This is a genomic window from Pseudomonas sp. KB-10, assembly GCF_018221585.1.
Taxonomy (GTDB): Bacteria; Pseudomonadota; Gammaproteobacteria; order Pseudomonadales; family Pseudomonadaceae; genus Aquipseudomonas; species Aquipseudomonas yangonensis.
The window spans coordinates 549,375-571,183 of sequence record NZ_QYYB01000001.1; the positions used below are offsets into that span (position 1 = coordinate 549,375).

Below are 21,809 nucleotides of genomic sequence, written 5' to 3' on the forward strand. Positions count from 1 at the left end.
CATGCAGTCACCAGTGCCCTTTAAGCCGACTGCCGGCACCAGATCGGCGCCGAAGCGCATGCTGCCCCTTGGCTGAACCCGCGCCTGGCTACTGAATGATCAGATTGTTGAATAACAGGTCTTCGACGATGGGCTTGCCCTCCTCGCCGTTGATCGCGTCCTGCACTTTCTTCAACGCTTCCAGACGCAGGTTCTCACGACCGTCGGGGGCATTGATGGTCTCGCTGGTCTGTGCCGAGAACAGCATCACCAGCTGATGGCGAATCAGCGGTTCGTGCTGCTTGAGTTTCTCCTCGGCCTCGGTGCCGGTGACCCGCAGCGACACGTCGGCCTTGAAGAACTTGAGGCGGTTGCCCTGATCCGCCAGATTGCCGATCAGCGCCGGAAACAGGTTGTGATAGATCGTCGTGGGCGCCTCTTCCTTCTTTTCCGAAGAGGCCAGGGCAGGCAGGCAGATCGACAGGCTCAGCAGCAGGGCGGTCAACAGTTTCACGTTCGGCACTCCATCGGGGATGTGCCTAGCATAGCCATCCACAGGCCAGCACCCAAGCCCGGCGCTTATGCCGACCTATCAGGCATCGGCATGCTCGTTGACCCCCGACGGTCGCTTTCTACACTGCATGGCACCCTGCAAGAGGAATGACCTTCATGAAAGCCCTGCTGTGCAAAGCCTTCGGCCCCGCCGAAACCCTGGTACTGGAAGACCTGCCGAGCCCCGAGCCCAAGAAAAACGAGGTGCTGATCGAGGTGCAGGCCGCCGGGGTCAACTTCCCCGACACCCTGATCATCGAAGGCAAATATCAGTTCAAACCACCCTTCCCCTTCGCCCCGGGTGGCGAGGTAGCCGGCGTGGTCAAGGCCGTGGGCGAGAAGGTCAGCCATCTGCGCCCCGGTGACCGGGTGATGGCACTGACCGGCTGGGGCGGCTTCGCCGAAGAGGTCGCCGTGCCGGCCTACAACGTATTGCCGGTGCCCCGGAGCATGGACCTGACCATGGCGGCGGCCTTCGGCATGACCTACGGCACGTCGATGCATGCCCTCAAGCAGCGCGCCAACCTGCAACCGGGTGAAACCCTGCTGGTGCTCGGCGCCTCCGGCGGCGTCGGTCTGGCGGCGGTGGAAATCGGCAAGGCCATGGGCGCGAAAGTGATTGCTGCAGCAAGCAGTGCCGAGAAACTGGAAGTGGCGCGCAAAGCCGGCGCCGACGAGCTGATCAATTACAGCGAACAAAGTCTGAAGGACGAAGTGAAGAAGCTCACTGGCGGCCAGGGTGTCGACGTGATCTACGATCCGGTAGGCGGCGCGCTGTTCGAGGAAGCCTTCCGCAGCATCGGCTGGAATGGCCGCTTCCTGGTAGTGGGCTTCGCCGCTGGCGGTGGCATTCCGGCGCTGCCGGCTAACCTGCCACTGCTCAAAGGCGCATCACTGGTCGGCGTGTTCTGGGGCTCCTTCGCCCAACGTCAGCCGCAGGATAACGCCGAGAACTTCCAGCAACTGTTCGCATGGCATGCCGAAGGCAAACTCAAACCGCTGGTGTCGCAAACCTTCCCGCTGGAGCGTGGCGGTGAAGCGATTAATGCTCTCGGCCAGCGCAAGGCGGTGGGCAAGCTGGTGGTACAGGTGCGCTAAAGCGCATGGGGCGGCGTCTGAAACGAATGGAAAGGTTGCCGCCCCGACGCTTCGCCGTCAGCGCCGATCGCTGACGGCTAATGCCTGCGCCGTCGACGCAGGCGCTGGGTCATATGTAACCGAGCAATAGCAGTACCAAGACTATGACCAGCACCAGCCCCAGACCACCAGTTGGCCCGTAGCCCCAGCTGCGGCTATGCGGCCACGCCGGGATGGCGCCGATCAGCAACAGGATCAGAATGATCAGCAGTATGGTTCCCAAGCCCATGACAATCTCCTCGCATATCGATGGCGGACCACATGGCGCGGCACGCCTGGAAACGGCTACCCGGTTCAGGCTGCCGTTCGGATGCAGGGCATAACGCTGCGGCGAAGCCAGCGTCTGGCAGTGCTCTCGGCACATTGCCGTTCCCTCACCATTTACGACCAGGCAGCGCAGCGGAAAGTGCCAACTATCGCATCAGCGATGCGCCGCGAAGGCCGGCAATGCGACGGCGCACGATGGATATGCGCAGCGCCATCAGCCCACGCGGCCCTTATCACCAGCAGCCAAGCTGCGACCACTCCCCCGCTGTTTCGTCGCAGCGCAGCCAGCGCCCCGGAAATTCAGGGTTTACCCCGGCGTCCTTGACCGGTAAGTTCGGGCTGCGCCGTTGAGCGTGTGCGCGGCCTGGGGCCGGTTGATAAAAAACGACGTCCTGCCTGCCGTCACGAGCGGGCCAGATTCCGCGGCTGGCGTGCCTGCTCCGGAAGCGGGACGCAGTCGAAGGAACGCAACGATGAGTTCTATCCTGCTGATGCTTGTCGGCCTGAGCGCCATGTCGCTGGGCTACTTGTTCTACTCCAAGTTCATCGCCGAGCGGATCTACCGTCTCGATCCCAACTACCGCACGCCGGCCCATACCATGGGCGACGGGGTCGACTACGTGCCGACCAACCGTTTCGTGCTGTGGGGCCACCACTTCACCTCGGTGGCAGGCGCTGCGCCCATCGTCGGACCGGCGATCGCCGTGATCTGGGGCTGGGTACCGGCCTTCCTGTGGGTCACCTTGGGCACCATCTTCTTCGCCGGCGTACATGACTTCGGCGCCCTGTGGGCCAGCGCGCGCAATCGCGGCCAATCCATCGGCATGCTCAGCGGGAAGCTGATCGGCGCGCGCGGCCGCAGTCTGTTCCTGGTGGTGATCTTCCTGGTGCTGCTGATGGTCAACGGCGCCTTTGCCGCGGTCATCTCCAACCTGCTGGTGTCGACGCCGACGTCGGTGATTCCGGTTTGGGGGGCGATCATCGTGGCGCTGCTGATCGGTCAGGCGATCTATCGCTACAAGGTCGGCCTGCTGTGGCCATCGGTCATAGGCGTGGCGGTGCTCTACGCGCTGATCCTGCTGGGTAACGCAGTGCCGGTGGTTCTGCCGGAAACCGTACTGGGCCTGTCGGCCAAGTCGGTCTGGATCCTGCTGCTGTTCGCCTACGCAGCCATCGCCTCGCTGCTGCCGGTGTGGGTGCTGCTGCAGCCGCGCGACTACATCAACGGTCTGCAACTGTTCGTCGGTCTTGGCCTGCTGTACACGGCGGTGCTGTTCGGCGCGCCGGAGATCGTCGCCCCCGCGTTCAACGATGCACTGCCGGACAACACGCCGAGCATCGTGCCGCTGCTGTTCGTAACCATCGCCTGTGGCGCCATCTCCGGCTTCCATGGCCTGGTGGCTTCGGGCACCACCTCCAAGCAGCTGGACAAGGAAACCGATGCCCGCTTCGTCGGCTACTTCGGCGCCGTAGGCGAAGGCATGCTGTCGCTGGCAGCGATCATCTGCTGCACCGCCGGCTTCGCCACCCTGGTGGACTGGCAGGCGGTGTACACCGCATTCGGCACCGGCGGCGTCAACGCCTTCGTGGCCGGCGGCGGCAGCCTGCTGGCCAACGGCCTGGGCCTGCCGGCAGATCTGGGCGCGACCATCCTCGCGGTAATGGCCATCCTGTTCGCCGGTACCACCATGGATACCGGCCTGCGCCTACAGCGCTTCGTCATCCAGGAAGCCGGCGAGCTGGCCGGAATCAAGGTCAATACCCTGTTCGGCACGCTGCTGGCCGTAGGCGTGTGCATGACCCTGGCCTTCGGCGCCGGCGCCGATGGCAGCGGCGGCATGATCATCTGGCCGCTGTTCGGCACTACCAACCAGCTGCTGGCCGGCCTGACCCTGGCGATCATCACCGTGATCCTGATCAAGAAGGGCCGCCCGGCGATCTACACCCTGGTGCCGCTGGTGTTCCTGTTGGCAATGTCGATCTTCGCCCTGCTGGTGCAGATGGGGCAGTTCTACCGCGCCGAAAACTGGCTGCTGCTGGGCATGGACGTGGTGATTTTGATCGCCGCGCTGTGGGTGACCCTGGAATCGTTCATTGCCATGCGCCAGGGTCGCGACCCGGTCGAGGCTGACGCGCAGGGCGAGGCGCGCGAGTGAGCGAGCGCCAGGCGCCGTTGCTGCAACGGGTTTCTGCCGGGCTGCGCGAGTTCTACGTCGCGCCGTACCGGCGAACCTTTGCCCGTGCCCGGCGCGACGAGGACGATCTGTTCATGCTGCTGGTGTTCAGCGAAAACCTCGGCGTGCCCAACCCCGCGGCCTATTACACCCTGGAGCTGATGCCGGTGCTGTACGAGCGCTTCCACGACTGGCATCGACGCATGGGCATGGAGCGCTCACCACTGGATCACATCGGATGCTGCTAGAACTGGCTGAAAAACGCCGCGTGCTGTTCATCGGCGGCAAGGGCGGCGTGGGCAAGACCACGGTGTCGGCGGCCACCGCGCTGGCCCAGGCGCGCAGCGGACGCCGCGTGCTGCTGGTGTCCACCGACCCGGCGCACAACCTGGGTCACCTCTGGGGCCGCTCGGTGGGCCCGCGTCCGGTGGCGCTGACAGAGGGCCTTGACGGCCTGGAGCTCGATCCCCAGGCCAGTGTCGAACAGCACCTGAACGAGGTGGGCGCCGCGCTGCGCAAGCTGATGCCTGCTCACCTGGCCGGCGAAGTGGACAAGCACATGAGCCTGTCGCGCGATGCACCGGGCATGCATGAAGCCGCGTTGCTCGAGCGCATCGCAGAAACGGTCGACAGCGGCCTGCACGGCTATGACCTGGTGGTTTTCGACACGGCCCCTTCGGGGCATACCGCACGCCTGATGGCACTGCCGGAGATGATGTCAGCCTGGACCGAAGGCCTGATGCGTCGCCGTGAGCGCAGTGCCGGCTTTGGCGCAGTGCTGCGCAACCTGGGTGGCGACGACCGCGGTTTTGGCGAGTCGCTGCTGGGCCGCGAGCCAGGCGATTCGCCGGATGATCGCGACAGCCAGGTACGCCGACTGCTGGATCGTCGTCGACATCGCTTCAGCCAGTTGCGCAAGGTGCTCGGCGACGCACAGCAATGCGCCTTCGTCATCGTGCTGGCCGCCGAGCGCCTGCCGGTGCTGGAGAGCATCGAACTGCATGAGCAGCTGCAGCGCAGTGGGGTGAACGTCGCGGGCCTGGTGATCAACAAACGCTCGCCAGCCGATGCCGGCGCATTTCTCGCCGAGCGCCGGGAACAGGAGGAGCGCTACCTGGACGAGTTGCGCCAGTCCCTGGGCCATCTGCCGATGCAGCAACTTCCGCTACTGGCGGCCGATGTGCAGGGGCTGGCGGCACTCCAGGCTTTTGCCGAACGGCTGGCCACATCAGACTGAAACCGCCATAGATCTGAAGCACGCTCGTTACTCACGAGGTAAGGACAACAGGGCAGACTGATTGCGGCGTGGGCTGCACGGTCTGCCCCCGTTGAGACGCTACAAAAGCAGAAGTCGTGTCCTCAATCCGCCGAGAACTTGAACACGGTGTGCTGCGTATAGGTCTGCCCTGGGTCCAGTCGCGTAGAGGCGAAGCTCGGCTGGTTCGGTGCATCCGGGAAATGCTGGGTTTCCAGGGTGAAGGCGCTCCAGTGCAGGTAGGTTTTGCCGGCCTTGCCCTTTACCGAGCCATCCAGAAAGTTGCTGGTATAGAACTGCACCCCCGGCTCCGTGGTGTAGAGCTGCAGGCAGCGGCCTGATGCCGGATCGTGGACCTCCGCGGCCAGTTGCTTGATGTCGCCTTTGCCGTCCAGCGCCCAGTTGAAGTCGAAGCCGCCCTCTTTGGCTTCGGCATATTTGAGCTGTGGGTGGTCATCCCTGATGTGCCGGCCAATCGGCGTGGGCTGGGTGAAGTCCATGGGCGTGCCTTTCACCGGTGCCAGTTCGCCGGTGGGGATCAATGTGGCGTTGACCGGCGTGTAATGGCTGGCGTGCAAGGTTGCGACCTGGTTGAGAATGTCGCCATTACCCGCGCCCGCAAGATTGAAATAGCTGTGGTTGGTGAGATTGATCACCGTGGGCTTGTCGGTGGTGGCCTTATAGTCGATGTGCAGTTCGTTGTGGTCGTTGAGGCGGTAGGTGACTTCGGTTTTCAGGTTACCGGGAAACCCCATCTCACCATCTTCCGACAGGTAGGTCAGGGTGACGCCCACCGAGTCCTTGTCTTGAACCGGCTTGGCTTCCCACACTCGCTTGTCGAAGCCCTCGGCACCGCCGTGCAGCGCGTTGGGCCCATCGTTGAGCGGCACTTGGTAGCGCTTGCCATCGAGCTCGAAAGCCCCACCCGCCAGACGATTGCCGAAGCGGCCTATGGTCGCGCCGAAGAATGCCGTGCCGGCCTGGTAGCCCTGCACGTCGTCGAAACCCAGCACGATGTCATCGAATTTGCCGTGCTTGTCCGGCACCTTCAACGACTGCAACACACCACCGTAGGTGATCACCGTGGCCTCCATGCCATGGCTGTTGCGCAGCACATACTGCTCGACGGGCGTGCCGTCATTGGTCTTGCCGAATGGTTTTTGCTCGCTGGTCAGTCCCGCAGCGTGAGTGCCCGTGCTGGCAAGTGCGAACGATAGGGCCAGGCCGGACAGCAGGTGACGAGAGTGCGTCATAGTCGAACTTCCTTTTATTGTTTTGCGGGGAGTCGCTCTACCGATGCGAAGGATGGCGGTACAGCCTGAAGGTGTCGCACTAACCAACCTGTTCGCAACAAATTGATACCGAACAAACAGGTTAGCTGTTAAAGGCGAATGCAGCGCAGACCGTTCGTCCCGAGCGGGACAACCTTTGCTAGGTGTGGTCGTGCTGAGGAGAAAAAGGGACAGACATCACCGGGCACGTGCCCTGACGGTGTTTGCAACAGGCCGAAAGGGCCGCCCGGACCGCAGGCTGCACAGGCCACGCCACGGGGCGGGCCTCTTACGAGAGGCGGCGTTGGCAGCCTGAACCGCTCATCACGGCCATTCAGCGCGGCGCGTAGGCGAATACGTCGGCGCGCATCTGGTGGGCGTCCATCCCCGCCTCGACCAGCGCATCGAGCGTGGCGTAGACCATCGCCGGTGAGCCGCTGGCATAGACGTGCAGCATCTTGAGGCTGGGGAAATCCTCGCGCACCGCTTCGTGCAGCAGACCGCAACGGCCCTGCCAGCCACACTGGTCGCTGACCACCTGGTGCAGGTGCAGATTGTCCAGCTGCTGCCACTCGGCCCAATGCGGCAGCTCATAGAAATCTTCGGGCCGACGCGCGCCCCAGTACAGGTGTACCGGGTGGGCGAAACCGGCAGCGCGGCAGTGCTCGATCAGGCTGTGCATCTGGCCCATGCCGGTACCGGCGGCGATCAGCACCAGCGGGCCATCGGGCAGGTCGGCGAGGTGGGTATCGCCATAGGGCATTTGCACCCGGGCGATACCGGTCGAGCGCAGATGCTCCAGCAGGGCGATGCTGCTGCCCTCACGGGCGAGGATATGCAACTCCAGCTCGCGCCCGGCATGCGGCGCCGAGGCCAGGGAAAAAGCCGCCATCTCGCCATCGGGGCGCTGCAGCAGCAGATACTGCCCGGCGTGGTAGCGCGGCGCCTTGCCCGCAGGCGTACGCAGGCGCACACGGAACACATCACCACCCACCGCCTGGCACTCGATCACCTGACAACTCAGCTCGCGTACCGGCAGCTCACCCGGCGCCAGCACCCCATCCCAGTGCAGCACGCAGTCTTCCAGCGGCTCGGCCAGGCAGGTGAACAGCTCGCCATGATCCAGCTCGGCGCCGTTCTGCCGCACGCGCCCTTCCACCAGCAAGGCGGCGCAGATATGGCAGTTGCCATTGCGGCAGCTCTGCGGGCAGTCGTAGCCGAGGCGGCGGGCGCCATCGAGGATGCGCTCGCCCGGTTGCAGGGCAAGGGTGATGCCGGAGGGTTGCAGGGTGACGTTCATCAATCGATTCCCAGCTCGCTCCACAGCGCGTCGACGCGCGCCACCACGGCCGGATCCTTCTCAATGGCGCGGCCCCATTCGCGGCTGGTCTCGCCCGGCCACTTGTGAGTGGCGTCCAGGCCCATCTTCGAGCCAAGGCCCGAGATCGGCGAAGCGAAGTCGAGGTAGTCGATCGGCGTGTTGTCGATCATCACCGTGTCGCGTTTGGGGTCCATGCGCGTGGTAATCGCCCAGATCACGTCATTCCAGTCCCGTGCGTTGATATCGTCGTCGGTGACGATAACGAACTTGGTGTACATGAACTGTCGCAGGAACGACCACACCCCGAGCATTACGCGCTTGGCGTGGCCTGGGTACTGCTTCTTCATGGTCACCACCGCCATGCGGTAGGAGCAGCCTTCCGGCGGCAGGTAGAAGTCGGTGATCTCGGGGAACTGCTTCTGCAGGATCGGCACGAACACCTCGTTCAGCGCCACGCCGAGGATTGCCGGTTCATCCGGCGGGCGGCCGGTGTAGGTGCTGTGATAGATCGGGTCGCGGCGGCGGGTGATGCGCTCGACGGTGAATACCGGGAAGGTGTCGACCTCGTTGTAGTAGCCGGTGTGGTCGCCGTAGGGGCCTTCCGGCGCGGTCTCGCCCGGATGGATCACGCCCTCGAGCACGATCTCGGCGCTGGCCGGCACCTGCAGATCGCTGCCAATCGCCTTGATCAGCTCGGTGCGATGACCGCGCAAGAGGCCGGCGAAGGCGTATTCGGAGAGGGTATCGGGCACCGGGGTGACCGCGCCGAGAATGGTCGCCGGATCCGCGCCAAGCGCGACACAGACCGGGTAGGGCTTGTCCGGATGCTTCTGGCACCAGTCGCGGTAATCCAGCGCGCCGCCGCGATGGCTGAGCCAGCGCATGATCACCTTGTTGCGGCCGATCACCTGCTGGCGATAGATGCCGAGGTTCTGCCGCTCCTTGTTCGGGCCCTTGGTGATGGTCAGGCCCCAGGTGATCAGCGGCGCCACGTCGCCCGGCCAGCAATGCTGAATAGGCAGTTTGCCGAGGTCGACGTCATCGCCCTCTTCGATCACTTCATGGCAGGGCGCGTCCTTGACCACCTTGGGCGCCATGGAAATGACCTTCTTGAAGATCGGCAGCTTGCTCCAGGCGTCCTTGAGGCCCTTGGGCGGCTCCGGCTCCTTGAGAAAGGCCAGCAGCTTGCCGATCTCGCGCAGCTCGGCGACGTCCTCGGCGCCCATCCCCAGGGCCACGCGCTTGGGCGTGCCGAACAGGTTGCCGAGTACCGGCACGTCGAAGCCGGTGGGCTTTTCGAACAGCAGCGCCGGGCCGCCCTTGCGCAGGGTGCGGTCGCAGATTTCGGTCATTTCCAGAATGGGCGAAACCGGGGTCTGGATACGCTTGAGTTCGCCGCGCTTTTCCAGTTCACGGATGAAGTCGCGCAGGTCGCGATACTGCATGCAGGAGCCTCGTGTCGGACAGGCAGGAGTCGGCCGCAAAGTTTAGCGCCGAAGTCGGGCTTTCAGAAGGCTTGAGAAGCCAGCAGAAACGACAAGGCCGGGTTTCCCCGGAATGCTGTTCACGTTAGAACGGTCAAGTGCGATCAGTCCCTCGCCCCTTTGGGGAGAGGGTTAGGGAGAGGGGAAAACTGGCCGTTAGGCGGTGTTTTCAGCCCTTTCCCCCAACCCCTCTCCCATAAATGGGAGAGGGGAGCCAAACGCGTACAACCTTAAGTGAACAGCACTACGGGTTCCCGGCCTTGTGGCACAGCGCAACGTCTTACTTGCGCTTCATCGACAGGAAGAACTCATCGTTCGTCTTGGTCGCTTTCAGCTTGTCGATCAGGAACTCGATGGCCGCGATCTCATCCATCGGGTGCAGCAGCTTGCGCAGAATCCACATGCGCGACAGCTCTTCCTCACCGGTCAGCAGTTCTTCGCGGCGGGTGCCGGACTTGTTGATGTTGATCGCCGGGAAGGTGCGCTTCTCGGCCACACGGCGATCCAGGATCAGCTCCATGTTGCCGGTGCCCTTGAATTCCTCGTAGATCACTTCGTCCATCTTCGAGCCGGTTTCGATCAGCGCGGTGGCGAGGATGGTCAGGCTGCCGCCTTCCTCGATGTTGCGCGCGGCGCCGAAGAAACGCTTGGGCTTTTCCAGGGCGTGGGCATCGACACCACCGGTGAGGACCTTGCCGGAGCTAGGGATCACGGTGTTGTAGGCACGCGCCAGACGGGTGATGGAGTCGAGCAAGATGACCACGTCCTTCTTGTGCTCGACCAGGCGCTTGGCCTTCTCGATGACCATTTCGGCGACCTGCACGTGACGGGTCGGCGGCTCGTCGAAGGTGGAGGCGACCACTTCGCCGCGCACGGTGCGCTGCATTTCGGTCACTTCTTCCGGGCGCTCGTCGATCAGCAGAACGATCAGGTGCACTTCCGGGTTGTTACGCGTGATGTTCGAGGCGATGTTCTGCAGCATGATGGTCTTGCCCGCTTTCGGCGGAGCGACGATCAGGCCACGCTGGCCCTTGCCGATCGGTGCGCAGAGGTCGATCACGCGACCGGTGATGTCCTCGGTGGAGCCGTTGCCGGCCTCCATGGTCAGACGCTGATTCGGGAACAGCGGCGTGAGGTTCTCGAACAGGATCTTGTTCTTGGCGTTTTCCGGACGGTCGAAGTTGATGCTGTCGACCTTGAGCAGGGCGAAGTAACGCTCGCCTTCCTTCGGCGGACGGATCTTGCCGACGATGGTGTCACCGGTACGCAGGTTGAAACGGCGGATCTGGCTGGGCGAGACGTAGATGTCGTCCGGGCCTGCCAGGTAGGAGGAGTCGGCGCTGCGCAGGAAGCCGAAACCATCCTGGAGGATCTCCAGCACGCCGTCACCGGAAATTTCCTCGCCGCTTTTGGCATGCTTTTTCAGCAGGGCGAAGATGATGTCCTGCTTGCGCGAACGGGCCATGTTTTCCAGGCCCATCTGTTCGGCCATGTCCAGCAGTTCGGCAATCGGCTTTTGCTTGAGTTCGGTCAGATTCATAGGAATGACGTGATCATCGAGAGGAGAAGAAAGCTGTTAGCTTGAGAAGCCGCGCCGCAGAGAAGGCGACAGGATCGCGAACGAATTCGTATTGGAATGAATCGGCGACGGCATGCAGAGAGCTGCATAGGGGATGCAGCGAGGCCGAATTTAACACCGTGAAAAAACAGCGTCTAGCCCTGAAAACGAAAAAACCCCGCAACATAGCGGGGTTTCTCCAATGCGGCGAGGTTCAGATGTTGCTGTCGAGGAAAGCAGCCAGTTGCGACTTGGACAGGGCGCCGACCTTGGTCGCTTCGACATTGCCGTTCTTGAACAGCATCAGAGTCGGGATACCACGTACGCCATACTTCGGCGGGGTTTCCTGGTTTTCGTCGATGTTCAGCTTGCAGATCTTCAGCTTGCCCTGATAGTCCTTGGCGATCTCGTCGAGCACCGGTGCGATCATCTTGCACGGACCGCACCATTCAGCCCAGTAGTCGACCAGAACCGGACCCTCAGCCTGGATGACGTCCTGGTCGAAGCTGGCGTCGCTGACGTTGGTGATGAATTCGCTCATGAGGGGTCTCCGTATATTCGGAAGCAAAAAAGTGGCGCCATCATAGCCCGCCTTCGGTAGTACCGGAAGGCGCCGACGATTGAGCCTTTCAATAGGCTGCCACTATAAGCCTCAATCGGGCTTCGTGGCGAATGTAGCAACCAGGGCGCACAGGTCTAGACCAGTTTCGTGCGACATCCGTATGCGTTGGCTCATGCGCTCAGTCGTGGCAGGATGCGCGGAAATCGAACGAGATGCCGCAATCATGCCCCAAGCCCATGCTGAGAGTTTTCCCCTGATCGCCGCCATCGACCTGGGCTCGAACAGCTTCCATATGGTGCTGGCCAAGGCCGACAATCACGAAATCCGCATCCTCGAGCGCATCGGCGACAAGGTTCAGCTGGCAGCAGGCCTGGATGACGAGCGCCAGCTCAGCGAGGAGGCGATGCAGCGCGGCCTGGATTGCCTGCGCCGCTTCGCCCAGTTCACCAACAGCCTGCCGGAAGGCGCCGTGCGCATCGTCGGCACCAACGCCCTGCGTGAAGCGCGCAACCGTGCGGTGTTCATCCGCCGTGCCGAGGAGATTCTCGGTCATCAGGTCGAGGTGATTTCCGGCCGCGAGGAAGCGCGCCTGATCTACCTCGGCGTTTCCCACAGCATCGCCGATACCCCCGGCAAGCGCCTGGTCGCCGACATTGGTGGCGGCAGTACCGAGTTCATCATCGGCCAGCGTTTCGAGCCGCTGCTGCGCGAAAGCCTGCAGATGGGCTGCGTCAGTTTCACCCAGCGCTACTTCAAGGACGGCAAGATCACCCCGGCGCGATATGCCCAGGCCTACACTGCCGCCCGTCTGGAACTGATGGGCATAGAACAGGGGCTGCGCCGTCTCGGCTGGGAGGATGCCGTGGGCGCCTCCGGCACCATCAAGGCCATCGGCCTGGCGAGCAAGGCCGCCGGCCTGGGCAACGGCGAGGTCACGGTCGAAGGTCTGGCATGGCTCAAGCGCAAGCTGTTCAAACTCGGCGAGGTGGAGAAGATCGACCTCGATGGCATCAAGCCGGACCGCCGCAGCATCTTCCCTGCGGGTCTGGCAATTCTCGAAGCCATCTTCGATGCCTGCGAGATTCAGCGCATGAGCCACTCCGAAGGCGCGCTGCGCGAGGGCGTGCTCTATGACCTGATGGGCCGTCATCAGCACGAGGACGTACGCGAGCGTACCCTGGCGGCGTTCATGGAACGCTACCATGTCGATACCGACCAGGCCGCCCGGGTCGAGGCCAAGGCGCTGTCGGCACTGGACAAGGTCGCCAGCGACTGGGGGCTGACCGACATCTGGCACCGCGAACTGCTGAGCTGGGGCGCCAGGGTGCACGAGGTGGGCCTGGACATCGCTCACTACCAGTACCACAAGCATGGCGCTTACCTGATCGAGCACTCGGACCTGGCCGGCTTCTCGCGCCAGGATCAGCAGATGCTCGCGCTGCTGGTACGCGGCCATCGCCGCAACATCCCCAAGGACAAGTTCGCCGACTTCGGCGAGGAAGGCGTCAAGCTGATGCGCCTGTGCGTGCTGCTGCGCTTCGCCATCCTGTTCCATCACATCCGCGGTACGCAGGATATGCCACAGGTGCAGTTCAAGGCCGGCGACGAGAGTCTGGAGATCGTCTTCCCCGAAGGCTGGCTGGCGGCCAACCCGCTGACCCAGGCGGATTTCGAGGCCGAGGCCGAGTGGCTCAAGCGCATCGACCTGACCCTGAGCGTGCGCTGATCCAGCGCCAGGCAAAATGGCCCGAGGCCTAGCGGCGCAAGGCGAAGTCCAGCACCTGCAGACTGCTGGCGAAGGCGTTGCCGGCATGATCCTGGCCGGGTGTCAGTAGCAATTGTGCATCTACGCCCAGCGCGCCGAGGCGCTGCTGAAATTCCCGGGCATTGTCGACCATGCGCCGCTCGAGCAGATGGCGCTGTCGTTCATTCAGCCGCTGCGTATCGGCTGCCGGTTGCTCGGCGGTGCCGACGCTGAGCATCAGACGAACATCTGGACGTGACTGCAAGCCGGCGAACGTCTGCAGCAGATCGAAGGCATGGCGCTGGTTCCACCACAACGAGGGGCTGGCAGCCACGTAACGCTGGAACGCCTGTGGCCGTGACAGCAGGGTGTAGAGCGTGAACAGGCCGCCGTAGGAGTGGCCGAACAGGGTCTGGCGCCGTGCATCGACCCTGTAGCGTGACGCCACCAGGGGTTTGACCTCTTCCTCGAGGAAATCCAGAAAACGCTCGGCGCCGCCCAGGCGGTCGTGGCTGTCGCTCAGGTTTGCTGCTGGCGGCGTGTAGTCCTCGGCGCGCGCCGCGAGATCGAAAGGTACGGCACCGGGGTAACCGATGCCAACCACCAGCACCGCTTGCCGCCCATCACGCGCGGCATGCGGCGTATACATCAGCGCCTGTTGCGCCAGCAGCGGGAAGAACAGCTCGGCATCGAGCACATAGACCACCGGGTAACCCTGCGGTGGCGCCTCGCCTTGCGGTTTCGACAGATACAGCCGATAGCTGCGCCCGGTGTGCCGCGACTGCAGGTCACGCATCTCGGCCTGCACCAGCGTCGCCGGCTGCCAGGTTTCGGCAGCCACGGCGAGCGACGAGCACAGCGCAAGGACGAACAGGGCAACGCTAGCTCTCATCGCCGGCCTCTTCGCTCCAGACGATCGCCAGGCCTTCCTTACGCGCGAAGCGCACCAGATGATCGTCGAGGACGAAGCGAATGCGCTCGGCAGCCACGGCGTCTTCGGCCTGGCAGTCGAAATGCAGCGCATCGGCTTCGGCCCGCATCCGGCAGCGGCCGGAGGGAAACTGCGCATCGGCGGTGCGCTCATCGAACTCCACAGCGATCTTGTGGCGAAAGTGCTTGCACAGCTTGGTCATGTACAGCGACGCCGAGGCGGTGGTCGCGGCACCTTGAAATCTAATCATGCAGAAGGCTCATCGGTCGTGGCGGGTGAACCCGCTGTTATCAGGATTGGAGATACCCTGGGGTGGCTGACGCTTTTTCCAGCCGCCTTCAGGTGCGTCAAGCGGTGGACGGGCAAAGCGTCGTCCACCCTACGTCCGCGTACTTCACTCGTAGGGTGGATGACGCTGCTTTCATCCACCATTGGGTAAGGGTTTCAGAAGCTGGTGCTGATGCTGGCGTAGAAGGTGCGCCCCGGTTCGTTGTAGGTGTAGGCGCCGGCCTCGCGGCTATTGCCCTCGCGGTACAGGCGCTTGTCGAACAGGTTGCTGATGCCGGCACCGACGCTCCAGTTCTTGTCGATGGCATAGTTGCCGCCGATACCGACCAGGGCATAGGGCGAGATTTCACGGCGCGCATCGCCAGTCAGCTCGTTGCCTTTGTAGTCGTATTTGCCGGGTGTCTGCCGGCCATACCAGGTCACGCTGGTCTGCAACGACAGCGGCTCGCTCACCTGCCAATCGAGCGTCGAGTTGACGGTGAACTCGGGGATGATCGACAAGGGCTCGCCAGTCTCCTTGTTCTTCGATTGCAGCATCCAGGTGAAGTTGGTGTTCCAGCTCAGGCGGTCGGCCAGCGGCATCTTCAGGTTGCCCTCGAAACCTTCGACCACTGCCCGCGGAATGTTGACCCACTGGAACACGTCCACCCGGCGGTTGGCGCCCATGATGCTGGCGGTGATATTGGCCACCGGCGTGCGGCCGGCCTCGACCTTGTCGCGGTAGTCATTGCGGAACCAGGTCAGGCTGGCGTGGTAATCGCCGGATTCGAATTCCAGGCCCAGTTCCTTGTTGATGCTGGTTTCGGCGTCCAGCTGGTCGTTGCCGACCATGAAGCAGCCGACGCCCACAGTGCCCCAGCAGCCGATGCCGTTGCTGTACAGCGCGTAGGACGGGTTGCTCTGGTACAGATTCGGCACCTTGTAGGCGCGGGCGATACCGGCCTTGAGGCTGAAGTGCTGGTCCAGCCGGTGGGACAGGTTGAGCGACGGACTCCAGTTGCTGCCGCTGACGCTGTTGTGGTCGTAACGCAGCCCCGGGGTCAGGATGGTGCCGGGCGCCAGTTCGATGTTGTCCTCGATGAACAGCGACGCGGTGCGCATCGCGACGGAGCCGTTGAAAGCGTCCGTGTAGCCGATGTTTTGGATCAGCGCGAGGTCGGAGACGCCGTCATCCATGCGCTGCTCGTTCCACTCGGCGCCCAGGGTCAGCACCTGCTCGAACAGGGCCGACAGCGGCAGGCTGACTTCACTGTGTGCAGTCAGGCTTTCCAGCTCGATGGTGCCGAACTCGTTGCCGTTGATCGCACCTTCAGGACCACCGGCCAGGCCTTCCTTGAGGCGGTTGTTGCGCGTGCGCTCGTACTGCAGATAGTTCAGTGTGCTGCCGAAGTCCCAGTCGCCGTGGTGAGTGATGGCGTAGGTATTGCGCAGCATGCGGTTGGTTTCACGGCCGATCCAGCTGTCGCGCGCAGCATTGACCACCGGACTGCTGCTGAGGTTGTTCATGCTGTCGCCGGTGTAGATGTTGCCCTGGCGGCTGAAACCGGCCTGCAGGTCGATGCTCTGCGACTCGTCCAGGCGCCAGCTGAGCGTGCCATCAATATCGCGGTTGCGTACACCTTCGCGCCCCGCCAGCGCGGCGTTGGTGGCACTGACGGCGCGGCCTTCGTTGATGTCCTGATCGTCCGAGTCGGTCTTGTTCAGGTTGCCGTAGACGCGGTAGGAAAGGCTCTCCGCCAGCGGACCGCTGAGGCCGAAGTTGAAACGGCGGGTGGCGCCCTCCTCGCTGTGCTGCGGCATGTTGGCGTAGAGGCTGAGGTTGCCGTGATGCTCCAGGCCGGCCTGCTTGGTGATGATGTTGACCACGCCGCCTGCGGCACCGCTGCCATAGCGGGCAGCAGCCGGGCCGCGCAGCACTTCGATGCGCTCGATCTGCTCGGCTGGCACCCAGTTGGTATCGCCGCGGGTATCACGGTCACCGCGCCAGCCATAGCGCACGGCATTGCGCGAACTCACCGGCTTGCCATCGATCAGGATCAGGGTGTTCTCCGGGCCCATGCCGCGGATATCGATCTGGCGATTGTTGCCGCGCGCGCCCGATCCGCTGTTGCCGGTCAGGTTGACGCCCGGCTGCTTGCGGATGATCTCGGCGATGTCGTTCGCCGGCGGCGCCTTCTGGATATCCTCGGCGGTGATCACCGATACGCCGAGTGCCTGTTTGAGCTCCTCCTGCGCGGTGCCAAGCACCTCGGTGGATTGCAGTTGCAGCGGCTCCTCGGCAGCCGCTGCCAACGCCGGCGCAGCCAGCAACATGGCGATGGCCAAGGGTTTGAACGAATGATGACGCGCTTGCAGGTACATGCCCCCTCCCCGATGTGCGCGGCATGATGCCGGCACAACATCCAATGCGAATGATTTGCATCAATAAATGGCGAGGCGTAGTCTGCCACCCTGTTTGTAACAAGAGGTTTGTGCGCAGGGATTTGTTCTTTGCGCCAGAGGCATGCAGAGGTGTCATCGATGACCAGCCACGCCCCCATCGTACGCGCCGCCGAGTTGGCAGACCTGGCCGATGAGCGCATTCGCCTGCTGGATGGCGGGACCGCGCGTGATCGCCTGTTCCAGGGGCACCTGAGCTGGCGCAGGCTGCGCAGCGGCCTGTCGTTGCACTGCTCGGACTGCCAGGAGTTGCAGGACTTCGCCACCCAGACCGAAGCGCGCCCGCACCTGAATTTCATCCTCTTCCTGCAGGGGCGCAGCGAGGTCAGCTACGACGGCCGGCCCTTCACCTTCGGTGCATCCGGCACTGCTGGCGAGGGGGTGACCATCGCGCTCAACGAGCCGATGCTCTTCGCCCGTCGCGCGCGCCGCGGCCAGCGCATCCGCAAGGTCTCGGTGAGCCTGGCGCCGGAGTGGTTCGAATCCAGCGGCTTCGATGGCCAGGCGCAGCTCAAGACGTTGCTGCAGGGTAATTACAGACCACTCAATGTGATGCGCTGGCAACCGTCACCGCGCCTGCTGACGCTGGCCGAACAGGTGCTGCACCCTGGCTGCGGCAATCGCCTGCTGGAAAATCTCTACCTGGAAAGCCGCGCCCTGGAGATCGCCGGTGAAGCGCTGAGTCTGCTGACCCGGCAACCGCTCAACGCCACGCCGAACCTGCGCCCACAGGAATACCAGCGCATTCGCCGCACCCTGGAACTGCTGCACAGCGGCGAGGCCGATGGCTGGTCACTGGAAGATATTGCCCATGAGGTCGGCTGCTGCGCCAGCACCCTGCAGCGCCAGTTCCAGGCGGCGAAGGGCACCTCGCTGTTCGAGTATCAGCGCCAGCGCAAGCTGCAATAGGCACGCGAGGCGTTGGAGCGGCAGGGCGTAAGCGTCGGACAGGCCGCCTGGATCGCCGGCTACAGCAGCGCCGCCAATTTCTCCACGGCATTCAAGCGCGCCTTCGGTATCAGCCCGAAGCAGGTGCGGGCAAGGTTGTAGGGAAGGCGTAGCCCGGATGCAATCCGGGAAAGGCGAAGGGCAAGGTTCTGTCGGTTTTCCCTGTGCCCGGAGAGGTAAGGGGCTGCGGCCGCACATCGGTGTAGGGGGCAGCGCACCCTACGAAACATGCGGCCGGGCTGCTTTCTCCCCTCTCCCGCTTGCGGGAGAGGGGCCGGGGGAGAGGGCTAGCGATCAAGCCCTCAACGGCGCAGGGGGCAGTTATCCAAACTATCGCACGCGGCCTTCCCAACCCTCTCCCGGCCTGATCGCCAGCAATCAGGCGCTCATCGGCGTAACAAACAGAGCAAAACTATGGCACGCGGCCTTTTGCGCCCTCTCCCGCCCTTCGGGCACCCTCTCCCGCAAGCGGGAGAGGGTCATCAGAGGGCTGCAAGCAGCCGCTTTTAACGAGCGACGACGACCGGGGCTGTGAGCTTTTCCAACAAGCCGGACTGCGCGCTACGCGGGTTCTGGTTGCCGGTGGGCTGCTGACGCACATAGCGACCGTCGGACTGCAACACCCAGGCCTGGGTGTTGTCGGTCAGGTAGCTTTCCAGCTCCTTCTTCACCCGGGTGATGAGCTTCTTGCCCTCTACCGGGAAGCAGGTTTCTACACGCTTGTCGAGGTTGCGCTCCATCCAGTCGGCGCTGGACAGATAGATCTTCTCGTCGCCGCCGTTGAGGAAGTAGAACACCCGCGTGTGTTCGAGGAAGCGGCCGATGATCGAACGCACCTGGATATTGTGCGACACCCCGGCGATGCCCGGACGCAGGCAGCACATGCCGCGCACCACCAGATCGATCTTCACCCCGGTCTGGCTGGCCTTGTACAGCGCACGAATGACCTTGGCATCGGTCAGCGAGTTGAACTTGGCGATGATCTGCGCCGGCTTGCCCTCGGCGGCTGCAGCGGTCTCCTTGGCGATCAGATCGAGCAGCGTCTTCTTCAGGGTGAAGGGCGCATGCAGCAGCTTCTTCATGCGCAGGGTCTTGCCCATGCCGATCAGCTGGCTGAACAGCTTGGCCACGTCCTCGCCGAGCGCCACATCGGCGGTGAGCAGGCTGTAGTCGGTGTACAGCTTGGCGTTGCCGGCATGGTAGTTGCCGGTGCCGAGGTGGGCGTAGCGGACGATCTCGCCGTTCTCGCGGCGCAGGATCAGCATCATCTTGGCGTGGGTCTTGAAGCCCACCACGCCGTAGATCACCACCGCACCGGCAGCCTGCAGGCGGCTGGCCAGTTGCAGGTTGGACTCTTCGTCGAAGCGCGCACGCAGTTCGATCACCGCGGTGACTTCCTTGCCGTTTCGCGCCGCTTCCACCAACGCGTCGACGATCTCCGAGTTGGCCCCGGAGCGATACAGGGTCTGCTTGATCGCCAGCACGTGCGGGTCTTTCGCCGCCTGGCGCAGCAGGTCGACCACGGGCGTGAAGGACTCGAAGGGGTGCAGCAGGAGGATGTCCTGCTTGCTGACCACGTTGAAGATGTTCTCCGAGTTCTGCAGCAGCTTGGGGATCACAGGGGTGAACGGCGCGTACTGCAGATCCGGATGGTTATCCAGGCCGGTGATGCTGAACAGGCGGGTCAGGTTGACTGGGCCATTGACCTGGTACAGCTCGCTCTCGGTCAGGCCGAACTGCTTGAGCAGGTGGTCACGCAGGTGTTTCGGGCAGGTGTCGACCACCTCCAGGCGCACGGCATCGCCGTAGCGACGGCTGAACAGTTCGCCACGCAGGGCACGCGCCAGGTCCTCGACGTCCTCGGTATCCACCGACAGGTCGGCATTACGGGTCAGGCGGAACTGATAGCAGCCCTTGACCTTCATGCCCTGGAACAGGTCATCGGCGTGGGCGTGGATCATCGACGAGAGGAACACGTAGTTGTCGCCGGGGCCGCCGACTTCCTCGGGCACGCGGATGATCCGCGGCAGCAGGCGCGGCGCCGGGATGATGGCCAGACCGGAATCGCGGCCGAAGGCATCGATGCCCTCGAGCTCGACGATGAAGTTCAGGCTCTTGTTCACCAGCAGCGGGAAGGGGTGCGTCGGGTCGAGACCGATGGGGGTGATGATCGGCGCGATCTCGTCGCGGAAATAACGGCGCACCCAGGTCTTGAGCTTGGCGGTCCAGAACCGCCGGCGGATGAAGTTGATGTTGTGCTTGGCCAGCGCCGGGAACAGGGTGTCGTTGAGAATGGCGTACTGCCGCTCGACCTGCTCGTGCACCAGCTCACTGATGCGCGCAAGCGCCTGGTGCGGCTGCAGGCCATCGGCGCCGGCCTGTTCACGGGCGAAGTTGATCTGCTTCTTCAGGCCGGCGACGCGGATCTCGAAGAACTCGTCGAGGTTGCTGGAGAAGATCAGCAGGAACTTCAGACGTTCGAGCAACGGATAGGACTCGTCCAGCGCCTGCTCCAGCACCCGGATATTGAACTGCAGCTGCGACAATTCACGGTGGATGTACAGGCTGCTGTCATCCAGGCTGGGAATCGGGGCCGGCGGCGGGGTTTCCACCGCTGGCGTCTCGGCGACCACCTCGGCCTGAGGCGGGTTGTTGTCGAGCACTTCGCTGTTGAGTCCTTCGCTGTTCATCGCTGAGTTCCTGAGGGCGTCATCGCCCTTGTTTTAGCAGTTCTGCCGCCCGTACGGCGAAATAGGTGAGGATGCCATCGGCACCGGCACGTTTGAAGGCGGTGAGCGACTCCAGTATGACCGCCTCGCTGAGCCAGCCATTCTGGATCGCGGCCATGTGCATGGCGTACTCGCCACTGACCTGATAGACGAATGTCGGCACCTTGTAGGCATCCTTCACCCGCCAGAGGATGTCCAGGTAGGGCATGCCGGGCTTGACCATGACCATGTCGGCGCCTTCGGCCAGATCGGCCGCCACTTCATGCAGCGCCTCGTTGCCGTTGGCCGGGTCCATCTGATAGCCGAGCTTGTTGCCCTTGCCAAGGTTGGCCGCCGAGCCCACCGCATCGCGGAACGGGCCGTAGTAGGCGCTGGCATACTTGGCCGAGTAGGCCATGATGCGCACGTTGACGTGCTCGGCCAGCTCCAGCGCCTCGCGAATCGCCTGCACACGGCCGTCCATCATGTCCGACGGCGCCACCACCTGCGCACCGGCCTCGGCATGCGACAGCGCCTGCTTGACCAGCGCATCGACGGTGATGTCGTTCTGCACGTAGCCGGACTCGTCGAGGATGCCGTCCTGACCGTGAGTGGTGAAGGGGTCCAGAGCGACGTCGCTGATCACCCCGAGCTCGGGAAATTTCGCCCGCAGGGCACGGATCGCGCGCTGGGCGATGCCGTCCGGGTTCCAGGCTTCCGCGCCATCGAGGGATTTCTTCTCCAGCGGAGTGACCGGGAACAGCGCCAGCGCCGGAATGCCCAGCTCGACCCAGTGCTCGGCTTCCTTGAGCAGCAGATCGATGGACAGACGCTCGACGCCCGGCATCGACGGCACGGCTTCGCGGCGGTTTTCGCCTTCGAGAACGAACACCGGCAGGATCAGGTCATCGACGCTCAGGCGATGCTCTCGCACCAGACGACGGGAAAAGTCGTCACGACGGTTGCGACGCAGACGGGTGGCAGGGAACAGACGATTGGCGGGGGTAACGCTCACGGCAGACTCCAGAGCCCGCACGGGCGGGCCAGTGTGACGGTTATAAGCGGGCATTATGACCAAATGATGACAACCAAATGACCGCGTGCGACGGCACGTCGCACAGCCAGTCGCACATTGTGGCATGACGCGCCACCTTCCGGGTTCCTCGCGGTCAGAGTAGTCTTCAGCACCCC

At 63.5% G+C, this 21,809-nt stretch carries 19 protein-coding genes; 7 read left to right on the forward strand and 12 right to left on the reverse strand.

Features of this window, described 5'->3' with window-relative positions; all coding sequences use genetic code 11:
- Positions 1 to 88: 88 nt before the first annotated feature.
- Positions 89 to 493: a flagellar basal body-associated FliL family protein gene (locus DXK50_RS02445; protein WP_212629224.1), complete on the reverse strand. Its 405-nt coding sequence runs from the start codon at positions 491 to 493 to the stop codon at positions 89 to 91.
- Between the two features lie 155 nt (positions 494 to 648).
- Here DXK50_RS02445 and DXK50_RS02450 point away from each other — a divergent pair, with 155 nt between their 5' ends.
- Positions 649 to 1,629 carry an NADPH:quinone oxidoreductase family protein gene (locus DXK50_RS02450; protein WP_212629225.1) on the forward strand — a complete coding sequence of 327 codons (981 nt, stop codon included), beginning with the start codon at positions 649 to 651 and terminating at the stop codon, positions 1,627 to 1,629.
- Between the two features lie 109 nt (positions 1,630 to 1,738).
- On the opposite strand, the gene DXK50_RS02455 is transcribed toward DXK50_RS02450, so the two are convergent.
- Positions 1,739 to 1,897 carry a DUF3309 family protein gene (locus DXK50_RS02455; RefSeq protein WP_161865703.1) on the reverse strand — a complete coding sequence of 53 codons (159 nt, stop codon included), beginning with the start codon at positions 1,895 to 1,897 and terminating at the stop codon, positions 1,739 to 1,741.
- A 511-nt stretch (positions 1,898 to 2,408) separates the two neighbouring features.
- Between DXK50_RS02455 and DXK50_RS02460 the strand changes: the two genes are divergently transcribed.
- From DXK50_RS02460 to DXK50_RS02470, 3 genes are read left to right on the forward strand one after another with little or no spacing between them, the layout of a single operon-like run.
- Positions 2,409 to 4,091 carry a carbon starvation CstA family protein gene (locus DXK50_RS02460; RefSeq protein WP_161865702.1) on the forward strand — a complete coding sequence of 561 codons (1,683 nt, stop codon included), beginning with the start codon at positions 2,409 to 2,411 and terminating at the stop codon, positions 4,089 to 4,091.
- Positions 4,088 to 4,357: a cory-CC-star protein gene (locus tag DXK50_RS02465; RefSeq protein ID WP_212629226.1), complete on the forward strand. Its 270-nt coding sequence runs from the start codon at positions 4,088 to 4,090 to the stop codon at positions 4,355 to 4,357. The genes DXK50_RS02460 and DXK50_RS02465 overlap by 4 nt, the downstream gene beginning before the upstream one ends.
- On the forward strand, positions 4,348 to 5,346 hold the full coding sequence (locus DXK50_RS02470; protein WP_212629227.1) for an ArsA family ATPase: 999 nt from the start codon (positions 4,348 to 4,350) through the stop codon (positions 5,344 to 5,346). Before DXK50_RS02465 ends, DXK50_RS02470 begins: the two co-directional genes overlap by 10 nt.
- 122 nt (positions 5,347 to 5,468) lie before the next feature.
- Here DXK50_RS02470 and DXK50_RS02475 read toward each other — a convergent pair whose 3' ends face one another.
- The 5 genes from DXK50_RS02475 to trxA form a co-directional block, all read right to left on the reverse strand.
- Positions 5,469 to 6,617, reverse strand: a complete 1,149-nt coding sequence (locus DXK50_RS02475; protein ID WP_212629228.1) for an aldose epimerase family protein — start codon at positions 6,615 to 6,617, stop codon at positions 5,469 to 5,471.
- Positions 6,618 to 6,969: 352 nt separating this feature from the next.
- Positions 6,970 to 7,935 (reverse strand): CDP-6-deoxy-delta-3,4-glucoseen reductase, encoded by a 966-nt coding sequence (locus tag DXK50_RS02480; RefSeq protein WP_212629229.1) that lies wholly within the window; start codon positions 7,933 to 7,935, stop codon positions 6,970 to 6,972.
- The gene (gene ubiD / locus DXK50_RS02485) at positions 7,935 to 9,401 is read right to left on the reverse strand and encodes a 4-hydroxy-3-polyprenylbenzoate decarboxylase (RefSeq protein ID WP_212629230.1); all 1,467 of its coding nucleotides are present in this window, start codon (positions 9,399 to 9,401) and stop codon (positions 7,935 to 7,937) included. The genes DXK50_RS02480 and ubiD overlap by 1 nt, the downstream gene beginning before the upstream one ends.
- A 319-nt stretch (positions 9,402 to 9,720) precedes the next feature.
- Complete coding sequence (gene rho, locus DXK50_RS02490) at positions 9,721 to 10,980, reverse strand: transcription termination factor Rho (RefSeq protein WP_013713520.1); 1,260 nt, start codon at positions 10,978 to 10,980, stop codon at positions 9,721 to 9,723.
- A 232-nt stretch (positions 10,981 to 11,212) separates the two neighbouring features.
- Positions 11,213 to 11,539 carry a thioredoxin TrxA gene (gene trxA / locus DXK50_RS02495; protein ID WP_004373332.1) on the reverse strand — a complete coding sequence of 109 codons (327 nt, stop codon included), beginning with the start codon at positions 11,537 to 11,539 and terminating at the stop codon, positions 11,213 to 11,215.
- A 244-nt stretch (positions 11,540 to 11,783) separates the two neighbouring features.
- Here trxA and ppx point away from each other — a divergent pair, with 244 nt between their 5' ends.
- Positions 11,784 to 13,286 carry an exopolyphosphatase gene (gene ppx, locus DXK50_RS02500; protein ID WP_212629231.1) on the forward strand — a complete coding sequence of 501 codons (1,503 nt, stop codon included), beginning with the start codon at positions 11,784 to 11,786 and terminating at the stop codon, positions 13,284 to 13,286.
- Positions 13,287 to 13,314: 28 nt separating this feature from the next.
- Here the strand turns inward: ppx and DXK50_RS02505 are convergent, their stop codons facing one another.
- The 3 genes from DXK50_RS02505 to DXK50_RS02515 all read right to left on the reverse strand — a co-directional run bounded on the left by DXK50_RS02505 (position 13,315) and on the right by DXK50_RS02515 (position 16,884).
- Positions 13,315 to 14,196 (reverse strand): alpha/beta hydrolase, encoded by an 882-nt coding sequence (locus DXK50_RS02505; RefSeq protein WP_212629232.1) that lies wholly within the window; start codon positions 14,194 to 14,196, stop codon positions 13,315 to 13,317.
- A complete protein-coding gene (locus DXK50_RS02510; protein ID WP_212629233.1) occupies positions 14,186 to 14,485 on the reverse strand; it encodes a DUF2218 domain-containing protein in 300 nt (99 codons plus the stop codon). The genes DXK50_RS02505 and DXK50_RS02510 overlap by 11 nt, the downstream gene beginning before the upstream one ends.
- 194 nt (positions 14,486 to 14,679) lie before the next feature.
- Positions 14,680 to 16,884, reverse strand: coding sequence for a TonB-dependent siderophore receptor (locus DXK50_RS02515; protein ID WP_212629234.1), 2,205 nt, complete (start codon positions 16,882 to 16,884; stop codon positions 14,680 to 14,682).
- A gap of 159 nt (positions 16,885 to 17,043) precedes the next feature.
- On the opposite strand from DXK50_RS02515, the gene DXK50_RS02520 reads away from it, so the two are divergent.
- The gene (locus DXK50_RS02520) at positions 17,044 to 17,871 is read left to right on the forward strand and encodes a helix-turn-helix domain-containing protein (RefSeq protein WP_249186596.1); all 828 of its coding nucleotides are present in this window, start codon (positions 17,044 to 17,046) and stop codon (positions 17,869 to 17,871) included.
- Between the two features lie 12 nt (positions 17,872 to 17,883).
- Complete coding sequence (locus tag DXK50_RS24830; RefSeq protein WP_249186597.1) at positions 17,884 to 18,012, forward strand: helix-turn-helix domain-containing protein; 129 nt, start codon at positions 17,884 to 17,886, stop codon at positions 18,010 to 18,012.
- A 404-nt stretch (positions 18,013 to 18,416) separates the two neighbouring features.
- Here DXK50_RS24830 and ppk1 read toward each other — a convergent pair whose 3' ends face one another.
- Positions 18,417 to 20,600, reverse strand: a complete 2,184-nt coding sequence (gene ppk1, locus DXK50_RS02525) for a polyphosphate kinase 1 (protein ID WP_212629235.1) — start codon at positions 20,598 to 20,600, stop codon at positions 18,417 to 18,419.
- 19 nt (positions 20,601 to 20,619) lie between these two features.
- Positions 20,620 to 21,633, reverse strand: a complete 1,014-nt coding sequence (gene hemB, locus DXK50_RS02530) for a porphobilinogen synthase (RefSeq protein WP_161865686.1) — start codon at positions 21,631 to 21,633, stop codon at positions 20,620 to 20,622.
- Between the last annotated feature and the right edge of the window lie 176 nt (positions 21,634 to 21,809).

Coding starts and splice junctions, on each gene's coding strand:
- DXK50_RS02515 (WP_212629234.1), bottom strand. CDS start 16,884: ATGTACCTGCAAGCGCGTCATCATTCGTTCAAACCCTTGGCCATCGCC.
- ppk1 (WP_212629235.1), bottom strand. CDS start 20,600: ATGAACAGCGAAGGACTCAACAGCGAAGTGCTCGACAACAACCCGCCT.
- rho (WP_013713520.1), bottom strand. CDS start 10,980: ATGAATCTGACCGAACTCAAGCAAAAGCCGATTGCCGAACTGCTGGAC.
- DXK50_RS02505 (WP_212629232.1), bottom strand. CDS start 14,196: ATGAGAGCTAGCGTTGCCCTGTTCGTCCTTGCGCTGTGCTCGTCGCTC.
- ubiD (WP_212629230.1), bottom strand. CDS start 9,401: ATGCAGTATCGCGACCTGCGCGACTTCATCCGTGAACTGGAAAAGCGC.
- DXK50_RS02480 (WP_212629229.1), bottom strand. CDS start 7,935: ATGAACGTCACCCTGCAACCCTCCGGCATCACCCTTGCCCTGCAACCG.
- DXK50_RS02520 (WP_249186596.1), top strand. CDS start 17,044: ATGACCAGCCACGCCCCCATCGTACGCGCCGCCGAGTTGGCAGACCTG.
- DXK50_RS02460 (WP_161865702.1), top strand. CDS start 2,409: ATGAGTTCTATCCTGCTGATGCTTGTCGGCCTGAGCGCCATGTCGCTG.
- trxA (WP_004373332.1), bottom strand. CDS start 11,539: ATGAGCGAATTCATCACCAACGTCAGCGACGCCAGCTTCGACCAGGAC.
- DXK50_RS02475 (WP_212629228.1), bottom strand. CDS start 6,617: ATGACGCACTCTCGTCACCTGCTGTCCGGCCTGGCCCTATCGTTCGCA.
- DXK50_RS02470 (WP_212629227.1), top strand. CDS start 4,348: ATGCTGCTAGAACTGGCTGAAAAACGCCGCGTGCTGTTCATCGGCGGC.
- ppx (WP_212629231.1), top strand. CDS start 11,784: ATGCCCCAAGCCCATGCTGAGAGTTTTCCCCTGATCGCCGCCATCGAC.
- DXK50_RS02510 (WP_212629233.1), bottom strand. CDS start 14,485: ATGATTAGATTTCAAGGTGCCGCGACCACCGCCTCGGCGTCGCTGTAC.
- DXK50_RS02450 (WP_212629225.1), top strand. CDS start 649: ATGAAAGCCCTGCTGTGCAAAGCCTTCGGCCCCGCCGAAACCCTGGTA.
- DXK50_RS02455 (WP_161865703.1), bottom strand. CDS start 1,897: ATGGGCTTGGGAACCATACTGCTGATCATTCTGATCCTGTTGCTGATC.